The 14,347-nt window shown below is 64.7% G+C and carries 16 protein-coding genes; 5 read left to right on the plus strand and 11 right to left on the minus strand.

Annotation, left to right across the window (positions count from 1 at the left end; genetic code table 11):
* Positions 1 to 10: 10 nt before the first annotated feature.
* Both ACTIGC_RS02060 and gloB read right to left on the minus strand, forming a co-directional pair.
* The gene (locus tag ACTIGC_RS02060) at positions 11 to 466 is read right to left on the minus strand and encodes a cupin domain-containing protein (protein WP_439632832.1); all 456 of its coding nucleotides are present in this window, start codon (positions 464 to 466) and stop codon (positions 11 to 13) included.
* Positions 466 to 1,230 (minus strand): hydroxyacylglutathione hydrolase, encoded by a 765-nt coding sequence (gene gloB, locus ACTIGC_RS02065; RefSeq protein ID WP_439632833.1) that lies wholly within the window; start codon positions 1,228 to 1,230, stop codon positions 466 to 468. Before gloB ends, ACTIGC_RS02060 begins: the two co-directional genes overlap by 1 nt.
* Positions 1,231 to 1,341: 111 nt before the next feature.
* Here gloB and ACTIGC_RS02070 point away from each other — a divergent pair, with 111 nt between their 5' ends.
* Both ACTIGC_RS02070 and hisC read left to right on the plus strand, forming a co-directional pair.
* A complete protein-coding gene (locus tag ACTIGC_RS02070) occupies positions 1,342 to 2,121 on the plus strand; it encodes a class I SAM-dependent methyltransferase (protein WP_439632834.1) in 780 nt (259 codons plus the stop codon).
* Positions 2,118 to 3,197 carry a histidinol-phosphate transaminase gene (gene hisC / locus ACTIGC_RS02075; RefSeq protein ID WP_439632835.1) on the plus strand — a complete coding sequence of 360 codons (1,080 nt, stop codon included), beginning with the start codon at positions 2,118 to 2,120 and terminating at the stop codon, positions 3,195 to 3,197. Before ACTIGC_RS02070 ends, hisC begins: the two co-directional genes overlap by 4 nt.
* Here the strand turns inward: hisC and ACTIGC_RS02080 are convergent.
* The 5 genes from ACTIGC_RS02080 to ftsE form a co-directional block, all read right to left on the minus strand.
* Entirely contained in the window at positions 3,187 to 4,233 is a 1,047-nt protein-coding gene (locus ACTIGC_RS02080; RefSeq protein ID WP_439632836.1) for a DUF2125 domain-containing protein, read from the minus strand. The genes hisC and ACTIGC_RS02080 overlap by 11 nt on opposite strands.
* A gap of 60 nt (positions 4,234 to 4,293) precedes the next feature.
* On the minus strand, positions 4,294 to 5,022 hold the full coding sequence (locus tag ACTIGC_RS02085; protein WP_439632837.1) for a lysophospholipid acyltransferase family protein: 729 nt from the start codon (positions 5,020 to 5,022) through the stop codon (positions 4,294 to 4,296).
* Between the two features lie 46 nt (positions 5,023 to 5,068).
* Positions 5,069 to 5,656, minus strand: coding sequence for a YdcF family protein (locus ACTIGC_RS02090; RefSeq protein ID WP_439632838.1), 588 nt, complete (start codon positions 5,654 to 5,656; stop codon positions 5,069 to 5,071).
* An 88-nt stretch (positions 5,657 to 5,744) separates the two neighbouring features.
* Positions 5,745 to 6,635: a cell division protein FtsX gene (locus tag ACTIGC_RS02095; RefSeq protein WP_439632839.1), complete on the minus strand. Its 891-nt coding sequence runs from the start codon at positions 6,633 to 6,635 to the stop codon at positions 5,745 to 5,747.
* Positions 6,632 to 7,354 (minus strand): cell division ATP-binding protein FtsE, encoded by a 723-nt coding sequence (ftsE, locus tag ACTIGC_RS02100; RefSeq protein WP_439632840.1) that lies wholly within the window; start codon positions 7,352 to 7,354, stop codon positions 6,632 to 6,634. The genes ACTIGC_RS02095 and ftsE overlap by 4 nt, the downstream gene beginning before the upstream one ends.
* 113 nt (positions 7,355 to 7,467) lie before the next feature.
* Here ftsE and ACTIGC_RS02105 point away from each other — a divergent pair, with 113 nt between their 5' ends.
* Positions 7,468 to 8,166 (plus strand): DUF3426 domain-containing protein, encoded by a 699-nt coding sequence (locus tag ACTIGC_RS02105; RefSeq protein ID WP_439632841.1) that lies wholly within the window; start codon positions 7,468 to 7,470, stop codon positions 8,164 to 8,166.
* A gap of 10 nt (positions 8,167 to 8,176) precedes the next feature.
* Here ACTIGC_RS02105 and ACTIGC_RS02110 read toward each other — a convergent pair whose 3' ends face one another.
* The 3 genes from ACTIGC_RS02110 to argH are packed head-to-tail and all read right to left on the minus strand — an operon-like array spanning position 8,177 to position 12,355.
* Entirely contained in the window at positions 8,177 to 10,663 is a 2,487-nt protein-coding gene (locus tag ACTIGC_RS02110; protein WP_439632842.1) for a DUF4175 domain-containing protein, read from the minus strand.
* Between the two features lie 41 nt (positions 10,664 to 10,704).
* Positions 10,705 to 10,929, minus strand: coding sequence for an LPS translocon maturation chaperone LptM (lptM, locus tag ACTIGC_RS02115; RefSeq protein ID WP_439632843.1), 225 nt, complete (start codon positions 10,927 to 10,929; stop codon positions 10,705 to 10,707).
* A 4-nt stretch (positions 10,930 to 10,933) separates the two neighbouring features.
* The gene (gene argH, locus ACTIGC_RS02120) at positions 10,934 to 12,355 is read right to left on the minus strand and encodes an argininosuccinate lyase (protein ID WP_439632844.1); all 1,422 of its coding nucleotides are present in this window, start codon (positions 12,353 to 12,355) and stop codon (positions 10,934 to 10,936) included.
* 30 nt (positions 12,356 to 12,385) lie between these two features.
* Here argH and ACTIGC_RS02125 point away from each other — a divergent pair, with 30 nt between their 5' ends.
* Complete coding sequence (locus ACTIGC_RS02125) at positions 12,386 to 12,994, plus strand: TlpA family protein disulfide reductase (RefSeq protein ID WP_439632845.1); 609 nt, start codon at positions 12,386 to 12,388, stop codon at positions 12,992 to 12,994.
* Positions 12,995 to 13,126: 132 nt separating this feature from the next.
* On the opposite strand, the gene ACTIGC_RS02130 is transcribed toward ACTIGC_RS02125, so the two are convergent.
* Entirely contained in the window at positions 13,127 to 13,642 is a 516-nt protein-coding gene (locus tag ACTIGC_RS02130) for a hypothetical protein (protein ID WP_439632846.1), read from the minus strand.
* A gap of 191 nt (positions 13,643 to 13,833) precedes the next feature.
* Here ACTIGC_RS02130 and ACTIGC_RS02135 point away from each other — a divergent pair, with 191 nt between their 5' ends.
* Positions 13,834 to 14,331 carry a nuclear transport factor 2 family protein gene (locus tag ACTIGC_RS02135; RefSeq protein ID WP_439632847.1) on the plus strand — a complete coding sequence of 166 codons (498 nt, stop codon included), beginning with the start codon at positions 13,834 to 13,836 and terminating at the stop codon, positions 14,329 to 14,331.
* Positions 14,332 to 14,347 lie beyond the last annotated feature (16 nt).

The following is a 14,347-nucleotide window of genomic DNA, read 5'->3' on the forward strand; positions in this document are numbered from 1 at the left end:
CAAGCAGCCACTAACGCGCATTGTGTAGTCCGGGCCGCCAGTGCGCAGGCGCCAGTTCAAAGCCGGAAAATTCAAAGCCCGGCGCCACCACGCAGCTGACAAGTGTCCAGGCGCCAAGGCTCTCGGCGGTCTGCCAATGGCCTGCCGGGACTACCGCCTGCGGCCGTTCGCCCGACCGAAGATCAGCACCCAGGCGCAGGCTGCGGGCCTCCACACCATCGGCGGACATGGTCATTACCAGCGGCGCCCCCGCATGCCAGAGCCAGACCTCGCTTGCATCCACACGGTGCCAGGCAGACACCTCGTCGGCGGCCAGCAGAAAATAGATGGCGGTGGAATGCGCCCGCCCGCCGGAGCTGTCCTTGTCCCGGAAAGTTTCGGCATACCAGCCGCCTTCGGGATGCTTCTGCATGGAGAGCATGCGAATGATCTCGTTCGCGCCGAGATCGCCACTGATCGACTTCATCAGAACTGGTCCTTTGCGCTGCGCACCGCCGCATAGACATCGGCGTCGCTGGCGCCTTCAAGGCCCAGCCGGCCGCGCAAGCCCGGATCATCCCAGCGCAGGAAGGGATTGGTCTGCTTTTCACGGCCGAGGGGGAAGGGCACGGTCGGCTTACCGGCTTTTCGCGCCGCTTCCACCTCGGCGCTGTAGGATTTCAGCGCAGCATTGTCCGGGTCGATACTCAGCGCGAAGCGGGCATTGGCAGCCGTGTATTCATGGGCGCAATAAACCGTAGCCGTATCGGGCAGCGCCCGTAGCCGGGCGAGGCCTGCCTGTGCCTGCTGCGGCGTGCCTTCAAACAGGCGCCCGCAGCCCAGCGCGAACAGCGCATCACCGCTGAACAGAATGCCTTCGCTCTCAAACCAGTAGGCGATGTGGCCAAGCGTATGCCCGCCAGTGTCGATCACTTCGGCCTCCAGCGCACCGAGCCGGATCCGGTCACCGGGTGACACGCGCGTGTCCACATGACCGATCTTGTCCGCTTCTGCAGCCGGAGCGGTGATGCGGGCACCAAACTGCTGTGCAATATCGGCATTGCCGCCGGTATGGTCCCAATGGTGATGGGTGTTCCATATCTGATGGATGTGCCAGCCGGCCAGCTCGGCCTCCGCAATGAGGGCCTTGCCGTCCGGCGTGTCGATGCTGGCTGTCTGCCCGGTTTCACTGCACCGGATCAGAAAGCCGTAATTATCGTCCAGACAGGCGATCTGGCGGATTTCGAGCATGGGCTGGCTCCTCCTTGCTGCACGGCGCGGGTGTGCTGGCTTACACAAATGCCCTGTCCAACCTATCATCCCCGTCTTCAGAGGCGAGCCCGCCACCGCACCAGGAGCGCCATGCGTACCGAAGCGATCGAGATCGACAGATTCTACCGCTCGCAGCGCGGCGAGGCGGCCCGCACCATGGTCCACCGGCGCCTGCAGGCGCTATGGCCGCAGGTCAAGGGCCTCGACATGCTCGGTTATGGTTTTGCCGGCCCGTATCTGGAGCCGTTCCGAGAACATGCCCGGCGCGCGGTGGCTTTCATGCCCTCAACGCAAGGTGCGGTCGCCTGGCCAGACCGGCATGGCGAGCGGTGCGCATCAGCCTTGGGCGAGGAAACGCGCCTGCCTTTTGCCGAAGCCATGTTCGACCGCATCGTGGCTGTTCATGCCCTGGAGGAGGCCGATGATCTTCAGCGGTTGCTGCGGGAGCTCTGGCGCGTGCTGGCGCCGGAAGGGCGCCTCGTCATCGTCGCGGCGCATCGTGCAGGCGCCTGGGCACGTGTTGATTCAACGCCTTTTGGTCATGGGCGTCCGTTTTCGCGCGGCCAGCTCACCCGGCTTCTGACGGGCGCGCTTTTTGAGCCGGTTGCCTGGGCACGGGCGCTGTATGCTCCTCCCTGGAACCTGTTCTGCGGACCGCGCCTGTCGGGCGTGTTTGAATCGGCGGGCGAGCGCGTCTGGCCCGGTTTTGGCGGGCTGATATTGGTCGAGGCGGTCAAGCATGTCGGCGCAATCAGACCGACCACCGCCGCCGTCCCGGTGCGGCGCAAGGCCCTTGATGCCGCGCCCGGAGCCGCGCTATCCCCGCCCGAACCTAGCCGCACCCTTACCGCGAAGGACAAGTGCCAATGATCCCTGATCCCCGTCCGGGCATTCTCGACATCACCCCCTACAAGCCCGGCCTGCCGGCGCCCGCCGGGGCGGTGAAGCTGTCCTCGAACGAGAACCCGCTTGGCTGCAGCGGGAACGCGGCGCGGGCCTTCAGGGATGCAGCGGAGAAACTGCATGTTTATCCTGATGGCAGTGTCACCCGCCTGCGTGAGGCTATCGGCAAGGCCGAAGGCATCGATCCTGCGCGTATCGTTTGCGGTGCGGGCTCGGACGAAATTCTGCAGCTGATCGGCCGTGCATGGCTCGGCGCCGATGATGTGGTCCTGCAAAGCCAGTACGGCTTTCTGGTCTATCGTCTGGTGGCCATGCAGAGCGGCGCCAGCATTGTCAGCGCGCCGGAGCGTGAGCACCGCACTGACATCGATGCCATGCTGGAGGCAGCAGCCGAACACAAGCCGCGCATCGTGTTCCTGGCCAACCCGAACAACCCCACGGGCACCTGGGTACCACGCGAGGACATTATCCGGCTGCGTGAGGGGCTGGCCGATGACTGCCTTCTTGTGCTCGACGCAGCCTATGGCGAGTTTGTCGATGATCCGGCCTTTGAGTCTGGCATGGGCCTTGTGGACCAGTACGACAACATCATCGTCACACGTACCTTCTCCAAGATACATGGACTGGCGGGCCTGCGCCTGGGATGGGCCTGTGCGCGTGAAGAGGTGATCGGCATTCTCAACCGCGTGCGCGGGCCGTTCAATGTCAGCGTGCCAGCCGTTGAGGCGGGCATTGAAGCCATCGCCGACACCGGCTTCATCACACGCTCAAAGCAGCATAATGCCCGCTGGGTGGATTTTCTGACCCAGCAATTGCGCGGCGTGGGCCTTGAGGTCACGCCTTCTGTCTGCAATTTCGTGCTGGTGCATTTCCCGTCAACGCCCGGCAAGACGGCTGACGATGCCAACCGCTTCCTGACGGCGAAGGGCCTGATCGTTCGTGACGTGAAAGCCTATGGCTTGCCGGATGCCTTGCGCATTTCCATTGGTCTCGACGACGATAACCGCCGCGTCGCCGACGCACTGTCGGAATTTATGGGTTAGCCCCCGGCAAATCGTCCGCATCAGGTAGCTCCGGCGGCGATGGCAGCTGCCCCGTCAGGGGACCGGCCTCGCCGATACGTACGGGGCCCAGGAAGATGCCGCCTTGCTGGAAGCGAAATGGCAGGGCCACCCCCTGATCCCGGCGCGGCGCCATCATCAGGGCAAGGCGCAGAGCCTCACCATCGCTGGAGCTGACGACACCGCCCGCCACCAGGGCGGCGACCAGGCTCTCCGGTTCGGTTACCATGACGGATAGCCGCCCTTCAGGACGCAGCAGGCCATCAACGCCCATGGCGCCCTCGCCGCCCAGACGGGCATTGCCCCAGTGCAGATCCGCCATGGCGATCTCCGCCCGCCCGCCGCTCTCGCTCCAGCTGGCAAGATTGGCGTCGGCAGCCAGCGCACTCCAGTGGGAGAGCGTCGTATCGGTACGCATCAGTTCTATCCGGCGGCCGAACGCGTTTGCCGTGCGCTCATCCAGCTGATCGGGACCAAGTTCCAGACCGCGCACTTCAAGGCGGATCCGCATCCGGTCTTCGTCAACCACCTCGCTGGACAGAACCAGCTGATCGAGCGCCTCGATCAGAACGTCCCCGCCTTCGCGTTCGATCAGGCGGAACTCTTCCAGCTCTGCCCCGGCGCGCACCGTGCCGGCACGGCTTGAGGCCAGACTGACGCGTGCGCGCGCTGCGGTGGCCAGCAGGGCGCTGGTTCCCTCATCGCCTTCAAAATCCAGCTCTGCCGGGCTGGCGAACGCAACAATCCAGTGAGAGAGGTTATAGGGCAGCGCGCTTGCTGACAGTTCGGGCATCGCCATGCGCCAGGCGCCATCTTCCGGCGGCGCGATGATTTCCGGATCGCGTACCCTTACCGTGAACCGGAAGGGAAACCCGCTGACTGAAAGCCGGTCAACGGTGATGGCATAGCCTTCGCTTTCACGCTCCTCAATCCAGTTGTCAGCGGTCTTGCGGATCTCGCCTGACATCCACAGCCAGTATCCGCCATAGGCGGCCAGAAGTACGCCAAAAAGCCGCAAAGGGTAATATCAGGCCGAGGCGCGACCGGCGCGCCGGTGCCGGTGTGCTGAAATCGCGGATCATGGGGAAACGTTTCCTTGTGGCGAAGGCAGCAAGGCCTGGGAGGCGGTCTCTATGCGCGTTTCCAGCTCGCTCATGAAGCTCGCGCGCGGCAAGCCAGCCGGAATGGGCGGCAGAAACTCGATGATGATGGTGCCCGGCCTGCGTACAAAGCCTGAAGGGGGCCAGTAAAGCCCGGAATTGAGCGCCACCGGCACGCAAGGCACGTCCATCGCGCCATAAAGCCCGGCAACGCCCGGCTTGTAGGTCTCCGGCGCACCCGGCTCCACCCGTGTGCCTTGCGGGAAGATCACGACCTGGCGGCCCTCATGGGCGCGTTCGCGCGCGGCGCGCAGCATGGCTTTCAGCGCGCTGGCGCCGGCGGAGCGGTCCACGGCCACATTCTTCAGCTTCATCGCATACCAGCCAAAGAAGGGCAGGTATTTGAGCTCCTTCTTCAGGATGATCGCCGGATCGGGCAGTATGTGCCAGAAGGCCAGCGTCTCGAACATGGACTGGTGTTTGGAGGCCACCAGAGCGGGCCCGGACGGAATGTGCTCAGCTCCGCGGACCTCGAAGCGAATGCCGCACAGGACCCGCAACCCGCCAAAGACCAGCCAGCGATAGACGGCAAAACACCGCTGAGCCCAGCTGCGCGGTCCCAGAAGAAGCGGCGAACACAAAAGGCCCATCACCGCCATCAGGCCGTACATCCAGACGGCGAAAACTGCTGAACCGATAATATGCACGCTGACCTGTCCTGAATGTTTGCCGCTGGGCGGGTTTTACGTGTCGCTATGCCGTCCCGCCAAGGGGCGCGCGCACTGTCTCGCGTGCATAAACGGCAGAAAACTTCAGATATTCCTGCAGCCAGCGGCGCGCGGCACGCGTACTGGCCCAGGGCGGCGGTGTGGCAACACCATGCGGTATCAGCTCGCGCTCGGGCATGGCAGCTTTCAGCTCCAGCAGGGCGCGCGGCATGTGAAAGTCGGAGGTGATGATAACCAGGCGCTGATAGCCGTGCGCGCTCGCCCAGCGCGCGGTTTCCTCGGCATTACCCACCGTATTTGCGGCCTCGATCCCGATATCCACGCAGCAGTCGAACAGTTCGGGTGGCGCGCCGGCTGCGGCACGGATGGCATCCATGGTCACTTCGGGATTGCCGCCGGAAATGAGCAGGCGTGCGCCATGGCCCTGCGCGAGCACCGAAACGCCAGTCGCCACGCGGCCTTCACCGCCGGTAAGCGCGACAATCGCGTCGCCGCTGACCGCTTCCTCCTGCACATGGGAAATGCCCGCCCGGACAAACAGGGCAAAGCCGGCTACCGCCGTTATGACAAGCGCGAATGCGGCAAAGCGGATAAACGAGAAGGCGGCTTTCATCTCCTGCGTCTCTCCTACTGGTGCCCGGAGGGCAGTGACGGGCAGACAGACTATGGCCCCGGCGGGCCTGCCTGCCAATCGTGCGTGTTCACGGCCAGCGCGCTTTAAGTCCCGCTGTGACCGTCAGGCGGGCTGCGAGAGCCGATATAAGGCCGGATACCAGAGCCGCCACCGGCACGATGATGACAACACCCCAGCCCGGCGCAAGGCTGGGCAGGAAAAACAGGGAAGCTGCGCTGCCACCGGCAAGGTTCAAGGCTCCCGCCGCCAGCAGGGCCAGCACAGATCCCGCAGCGCCCGCCTTCAGCCCCAGCATGAAGAAACGCTTCTGGAAAAGGGCGGTGATGAAGCGGTCCGGCGCGCCGACCAGATGCAGGGCCTCTGCCACGTCGCGGCGCATGGAGAGGGCGGCGCGCGCAGCAAACACGATGACGGCGGCTGCCGCCCCGCACACCAGTGCCACCAGAGCGATGGCAAAATAGCGCACGGTGGCTGACGCCCGTGCAATCGCACCGGCCCATAGCCGGTTGTCGTCCACGATCACCCGGTAAGGGGCATCGGCAAACAGGGCATCTACCGCTCCCGGCGCAGGCCTGTTTTCCGGATCAATCTGAAGTGTGACAAGCCGCGGCAGCGGAAAGTCATCGGGCAGTGATGTATTACCCAGCCAGGGCCGCAGGAGCGCCAGGGACGCGCTGCGCGAACGCACTTCGGTGCCGAGGACACCGGGAAGGCCGGAGGCCAGCGCGCCCGCCTGCCGGGCGGCCTCATCGCCGTCATCTTCTTCACCGGGCAGAACCTGCAAGGTCATTTCAGAGGCCAGCTGGTCCGACCAGCCGCTGGCCGCCCGCCAGGCGCCTGCCGCGCCAATGACCGACAGGCAGGCGAGGAACACCAGTATGGCGCAGACCGCCAGCAGAGGCAGGTCACGCCCGGCCTCACCGGGCAGTAGCGGAGCGGATCGGCGCGGTTTTGTCATGCGCTTCTCGTCCGCCGGTTGAGCTTGCCATCTGCCAGCTCCAGCACTGGCGCGTTGACCGAGCGGATCAGGGCGATGTCGTGGCTCGCGATCAGTACCGTCGTGCCCAGCCGGTTCAGCTCGACAAACAGGCGCAATAGCCGTCTTGCCATATCCGGGTCGACATTGCCGGTGGGTTCATCCGCAATGAGGATTTCCGGGCGGCTGACCACGGCTCTGGCAATGGCCGCGCGCTGCTGCTCACCGCCTGACAGGGTAGGCGGCAGCGCATCGACCCTGTGACCCAGCCCCACCCAGTTGAGCAGTTCCACTATGTCTTCGCCGTACTGGCGCACATTCTGACCGGCAACGCGTAAGGGCAGGGCCACATTATCGAAAACGCTCAAATGCTGGAGCAGCCGGAAATCCTGGAACACAACCCCGATACGGCGCCTGAAGGCGGGCAGGGCGCCCCGCTCCATGGCCGTCGTATCCTCGCCAAACAGCGAGACCAGTCCGCGCGACGGGCGTTCAGCCAGGTAAATCAGCCGCAGAAGCGATGTTTTGCCGGCTCCGGACGGTCCGGTCAGAAACTGGAAACTTCCACGCGGTAAATCAAAGGAAATGTCGCTTAGCACTTCCGGTCCGCGCCCGTAGCGCATGCCGACATTGTCAAAGCGGACCGCCGGGGCGGATCCGCTTTCGTCTGTCAGACTGCTGGCATTGGTCGGCTGATCCATGGGGAAGGCGTGTCCCGGGGGTCGCGGTTCGGAAGACAGAAGCGAACAGGTGTTACGCCTGCATACGGAAAGCAGGCGAATCTGACTATGCAGGAGATGAGAGGTCGGCGTCCATGATCGTTACCTGCCCTAGCTGCGAGACCCGTTACCGGGTTGATCCCGAGGCCATTGCCCTGCGCAAGGGGCGGGTGCGCTGTGCTGCCTGTGGCCATGGATGGAAAGCCGACGACGAAGCGCTCACGCTCGAAGAGCCCGCCCGGCCGACCCTGCGCAAGGAAGCGGTCGCTTCCGATGCTGCGCCGAGGCCCGTCGGTGGCATGGAAGCGGTCAAACCCCATGAAGTGGTACGCAAGCGCGCCGAAACCCGCCGCCAGCGCAGCCGCCAGACGGTGGAAGGCGCAGGCTGGGCCGTTGTTGCGGCATGCGGCGTTCTCCTGATGGGTGCCGCCTGGCTGTTCCGGGTCGATATCGTTGACACCTTCCCGCGTACAGCCAGCGCCTATGCGGCTATAGGCGTTCCGGTAAACCCGCTTGGCCTTGAGGTGCGTGATCTGCGTGCCACCCCGTCTGAAGACGAGGAGGGCGCGCTGATCATCGAGGGCGTGGTCGTCAACATAACGGGCCGTGACCGTGCGACGCTGCCACTGCGCGCCGTGATTACCGGCGAGGACGGCAGCGTGCTTGTCGAGTGGGTGGTGATGCTCGATTCGCTCAGCCTGCCCGCGCGCGGCGAGGAGAGCTTCCGCTCGGTGCTCAGCGACCCGCCAGCGGGTGCGGCGGAACTTGAAGTGCTCTTCGCGCCGGAAGGGTGAAGGGCAGACGCTAGAACCTGTCCAGCAGGCGCTCGATATAGGCGCGTTCTTCCGGCGTGAGTGACCCGTCACCGGCCCGGCGCCGCAGCTCTTCCAGAATATCGCGCGCGCGCTGGCGCTCCATCTCGGATGGCACTTCGGTGTCTCCGCCAACGCCGCCGCCGTCGGTGTCGCGGCCCAGCGGATCGCGATCACCCTGCCCGCGCCCGTTCGCCTCGTTCTCAGCCTGCAATCTCTCGGCTGTTTCGGCAGCGCCTTCGCGCAAGGCGCTCAAAGCTTCGTCCTGCGCGTCCAGCGCGCCTTGCCCGTCGCCGCGCTGCAGGGCGCGGCTGGCCTCGTCCATCTGGCGGGCGGCTTCGTCAAACGCGCGCTCGCCCTCTTCGCTCATCCCGTCAGGCATGTTTTCCAGCAGCTCGGCCAGACGCCCGCGCAATCCGTCCTGCCGCTCGGCGAGCGCGCGGCCTTCCTCGCCCTCGCGCCCTTCAGCCAGATCACCAGAGCGGGACTGTTCGTAGGTTTCGTCTGTCAGGCCGCGCTGTTCGCCAATGACCTCGCCCAGCTCTTCAAGCGCTTCACGCAAGGCGCGTCCCAGCGCGCTTTCGCTCTGACCCTGCCCGCCCCCGCCCGCCATGATCTGCATGTTGCGCAGAAGCTCGGTCAGCTGTGCCAGCGCCCGGCGTGCGCCTTCGGTATCGCCCAGCTCGGTCGCTTCACGCAGCGCATCGAGCAATTTCTGCAGCATGTCCGCGTTCAGATTCATGCCCTGCCCGCCACCGCTGGCGAGCTGGTCTGACTGCATCGCTTCGCGCATCAGCGCGGCGATATAATTGCGAGTGGCTTCCTCAAACTGCTCAAACAGCGCGGCCAGCTCCATCTCGTCAGCCCCGCGTGCCAGCGCATCGGAAAGCGCGCGTTCAGCGGCTCTGAGAGCCGCTTCGGCGTCTGCCAGCGTACCCAGCTCCGCGCGCAGGGCGATCTGCCAGAGATCCTCCTCCATATGATCGAGATCGCCGATCTCGCGGGCCCGGCGCACCTGATGCATGGCCGTTCTCAAGCCTAGAAAAACGATACGGTCCGCGAAGTGGGCCGAGGGCGCATCACCCAGCGCGTCGAGGGCGCGGGCAAGGCGCTGAACGCCCTGTGGAGCCCGTTCCAGACGCAGTTCCGGCTCGTCATCCAGCCACGGCCAGAACCCGTCCTCCTCATGCCGTGCCAGTGGTCCGGGGTGGGGTGCGTACTCGCCTGATCCTTCTAGAAAAAGGCGGCGCTCATAGGCCACTGCGCGGGCCATGGCATCGAGGAAGAGGCGCTGGGGCAGACGCAAACCTATCGGCCCGGTCAGACCTGACTGGCCAGCCCCGTCAATGCCCTCCATCCGCACCAATACCCGTTCACCGGCAAGGACATGGCGCGCGGTTTCCACCGTCGCGCGATAGCGGTTCTCCCCGCGTGCTGGCACGACCGCACCTGGCGAAATATCGATGGCGTCCCAGCTATCGTCAGGCGGATTGGCTCCGTCTCCCGGATCACGCGCAAACTGCAGCCGGTAGTGTTCGATGCCGTAATCGTCCGTCGCTGTGAACTCCAGCATCAGACGGCCCTGCCCGTCGCTTTCCGGTTCGGACACCAGTGCCAGACGCGGTGGTGTGTCCTCGATCACCCGAAGGTCAAGGCGTTCGGTGAAGGCGCCACTGCGCACGATGACAGCGCTATCTGCATTCAGTGTCATGCGCAGCTGGTGAACGCCGGCGCCTATCTCCTCGATCACCGCCTCGCCGCCGGATACGCGCGGCTGGCGGGCAAGGCCGGTAATGCGGGCAGCCAGTACCGAGCCTTGCGGGACCCGCGCTTCGCGCCGTTCGCGCAGAAACACGACCGGCCTGCCGGTATAGTCTGGCGGCTCAACCCAGAACTCGGCCACGGCGCGCTCACCCCCGCCAGCCAGCGGCAGCGGCGAAAATGCGTCAGACAGGCGCACGGTGGCCATGTCACCGGCGTAGACAAAGGCCGTCGCCAGCACGATCACCGCGCTGATCCGCGCGCCATGGGTGTCGAGGCTTGCCCAGGCAGCGCGCGGGCGGCGCGCTTTCACCTGACGCAGGGCCTCGCGCATCCGCCCCCTGTGCGCCAGCCAGAGCACGCTCTCGCCAGTGGCAGGCTCGTCTTCCAGTGCTTCAAACGGGCGCCCTTTAAGGCCGCTATCGGCCTCCACGCGCCGCTGGGCCTCGTTCCGGGATGGCCAGCGCCAGGCACGTACCGCCGGTGTCGCGAAGGCCGCCCCCAGCGCAAGCAATCCCACCGCTAGAACAGCGCGCCAGGGATCACCCATGCGCTCGATCAGCCCCACCAGCGACAGCGTCGCGTAGACAGCCAGCATGGCCAGTGGCCAGGCCAGTACCGGCGCGGCGCGCTCCCACAGCAAGGCGAGGCGGGCAAGGTGGACGGGCAAGGGTGTCATCGCGCTGGCGAGCCTAACGCGCCCGTCTGCAGCGTGCATCTGCTACATGCACCACAATGCATGTCAGCGAGCGGTGGCGCCTATTCGTCGTCGAACGGATCGTCGCCGGGCATAGGGGGCAGGCGCTGTTCGGGACGCTCCTCGTCCAGCACGCTGTCATCCTCGCCGGGCGCGCCGTCCTGTACCGGCACGTCCCGCGGATCGCCCCAAAGCGGACCGGGGCGCTCCAGGGCGCCGCGATTGCCGCAGGCGGCAAGGCCTGTTGCGGCCACGCAGACTGCTAAAGTCAGAAATCTGGTTTTCATCTGCTCACTCCTGTGCCAGCCGCTCGGCCCAAAGCGCGCATTGTTCGCGTACGCGTACCGGCGCGGTGCCGCCATAGCTGGTCCGGCTTTCCATCGATGCCCGGGCAGTGAGCACGTTGAAAACCGCCTCGTCAACGCGCGGCTCGATGGCCTGGAAGACCTCAAGCGGCAGTTCGGACAGTGAAACACCGCGCGCCTCGGCTTCTTTCACCACACTGCCTGCAATGTGGTGGGCATCGCGGAAGGGCAGGCCCAGCTCGCGCACCACATAGTCGGCCAGATCGGTCGCATCCGAATAGGCCTCGCCTGCCGCCTCTTCCATTGCCTCGCGGTTGAAAGACAGGTCTGCGGCCATGCCGGTCATCGCCGCGATGGCCAGTTCCAGATCATCAAAGGCGGTGAAAACCAGCGCCTTGTCTTCCTGCAAATCCTTGGAATAGGCGAGCGGCAGGCCCTTGCACACGATGATGAGGCCCTGCAGCGCGCCGGAAATCCGCCCCGGCTTGGCGCGTACCAGCTCGGCCGCATCGGGATTGCGTTTTTGCGGCATGATGGACGAGCCTGTTGAGAAGGCGTCGGTGAGCTTTGCAAAGCCGAAACGGCGCGAGGTCCACAGCACAATCTCCTCGGCAAAACGGGAGAGATTGACCGCAGCAATCGTGGCCGCGCTCAAGGCTTCCAGTGCGAAATCGCGCGAGGACACGGCATCAAGCGAATTGGCCATGGGCCGGTCAAATCCCAGCGTCTTTGCCGTCATATCCCGGTCGATGGGGAAGGCCGTGCCAGCCAGCGCCGCTGCGCCAAGCGGGCTTTCATTGAGACGCGCGCGGGCATCGGCAAACCGGCCGATATCGCGCTCGGCTGCTTCCACCCAGCACAGCAGGTGATGACCAAGGCTGACCGGCTGGGCGGTCTGCAGATGGGTAAAGCCCGGCGCCACCCAGTCAGCATGGGCCGCCGCCTGTGCCACCAGTGCGCGCTGATAGGCGCGAAGCCCTTCCTCCATGCGCGCGCAGGTCTCGCGCAGCCAGAGACGGAAATCGGTCGCCACCTGATCGTTGCGCGAGCGTGCAGTGTGCAGCCGGCCCGCAGGCGCGCCGATACGCTCCTTCAGTGCGGCTTCAATATTCATATGCACGTCTTCGAGCGCCGCCGACCATGTGAAGTTTCCAGCGCGCATGTCGGCGCGGATGGCTTCCAGCCCGGCGGAGATGTCGCGGGCGTCCTCACTTGAAATTATCCCGCATGCGGCCAACATCGCGGCGTGGGCCAGGCTCCCGTCAATATCCTGCTCTGCAAGGCGCTGATCGACATCCACCGACGCGTTGATGGCTTGCAGTATGGCCGACGGACCGCCAGAGAAGCGCCCGCCCCACATATCGGTGCCAGATCCGGGCCGGTTGCTGGGGGTATCAGACGTGCTCATGGGCAAAACGGACCTTCTGGAAGGAAAATCATGATTGAACGTATGGCGGCTTTTCTCAAAGCCCGGGGCCTTGCTAGCGCGATTATCGCAGCGGCGATACTCGGCATTGCCGGGGTTCTATACGTGATTTCCACCGCGCTTGTCAGTTCCACGCCCGGCCCGCTGGACAGCTATGCGCGCGGCGCGATGAGCAGCTTCATCTCGGTAAGCGAGCCGCCGCCCCAGCCACTGGGGCGCATCATTACAGGCGAGGGCGAGGAAATCACGCTGGCAGACCGGCGCGGCAAGCTGGTGCTGGTCAATTTCTGGGCCACCTGGTGCGCGCCTTGCGTGGTCGAAATGCCCGAGCTGGACGCGCTGCAGGCAAGGCTCGGCTCTGATGATTTCGAGGTCATGGCGATCTCCATGGACCGCACCATGGATGAGGCCCGCCGGTTCTATGAGGAAAACGCTCTGGAGCATCTGGCGCTCTATCACGATCCCGCGCTTCGCCTTGCCATGGCAGCAGGCTCACGCGGCTTGCCCACCACCATTCTCTATGACCGTCATGGCGGCGAGATTGGCCGTCTGACAGGCGAAGCGGCCTGGGCGAGCGAGGACGCCGTAGCCCTCATTGAGGCGGCGCTGGAGCGGTATTAGGGCCCTCATATCGTCATCCCCGCGCAGGCGGGGATCCAGAGATCACAGGGCAAAGGCGTTGAATGTGGCTCCGGGTTCCCGCCTGCGCGGGAACGACGAAAGAGAAGCAGCAATGATGGAGGGATAGCGCCCCTACTTGTCCTTCTTGGCCTGAGCCTTCTTGATCTGCTGGCTTACCCGGCCAACCTCGCGCGGATCGGTGATCTGCTCGTTCTTCTTGTTCGGCTTCGCCTTCATGCCTTTGTCCGCGGTCTTGCTGGACGGGCGCTTGGGCGCAGCTGCGGCAGATTTCAGCTCCATGGCGCGCTTCATGCCCGACGCGGTCGAGTTGCGCGCCGAAAGCTGTTCGCGGCGGGTCTGCTCGGAATTGAGGCGTTTCAGCGCCTGCGCGAGAACCGCCATTTTCTGCTTCGTGCCGGCATTGTCACCAGCCGCTTTTGCGCCCTGCGGCTTGGCTTTGCCGCGCATTTCCCGGCGCTGGCGCTGACCGATTTCGCGCGCCCGGTCGCGGCGCTCACGGATCAGCTTGATGGTGCTGGACAATTCCTTGTCATCAAGACTGCTGATGTCGGGATGGTGGGATTTTTCCACCAGCGCGGTTTCGTCCTTGTCGAGAAAGCGGGCTTCGTCCTTGCGGCTGATCGCCATGAGCGCACTCCTTTGATGTTCTGGATATCCAGTATGGAGCCGATAACGCTCAAAAGGCAAAGGAAGCTGCAAAGAGCACTGTAATTTGAACAGTCTGGCCGCGCGCCGTGCCGCCTTGCCAATCGGTAAGTTGTCAGATCAGCCCGCAGCCTGCTTTTCTGATGGCCAGGATGTTCTTGGGGGAAAGCGATATGCGCATTATCACAGCCGCGCTGGCAGGTCTTGCGGCACTGACGGCCACATCCCATGCACAGGAAACGCCTGGAGAGGCACTTGAAGCGCTTTATGAGGCGATTTCGGGTCCGGTTGGCGAGGCGCGGGACTGGGAGCACTTCCGCTCGCTCTTCCTGCCCGGCGCGCAGATGAGCGTGGTGGTCACTGCGCCCGATGGAACCGAGCGTGTCGTGATCCTCACGCTTGATGATTATATCGAACGCAATGGCTCCCGCCTTGCCGAGATCGGCTTTACCGAAACCGAAACCCGGCGCGAGACTTATCTTTATGGCGGCATGGCCACCATATTGTCGGCCTATGAGGCGATCCGGGCCGACACCGGCGAAACAATTGCTGTGGGCGTAAATAGCCTCACCATTTTGAACGATGAAGGCACGTGGAAAATAGCCTCTATCGCCTGGCGCGCTGCCGATGAGGCATGGCCGGTAGAGCGGGCGTTTGAGGCGGCGGAGTAGGCGCAAAAAAAGCCCC

It is taken from the genome of Glycocaulis sp. (assembly GCF_051859565.1).
GTDB lineage: Bacteria > Pseudomonadota > Alphaproteobacteria > Caulobacterales > Maricaulaceae > Glycocaulis.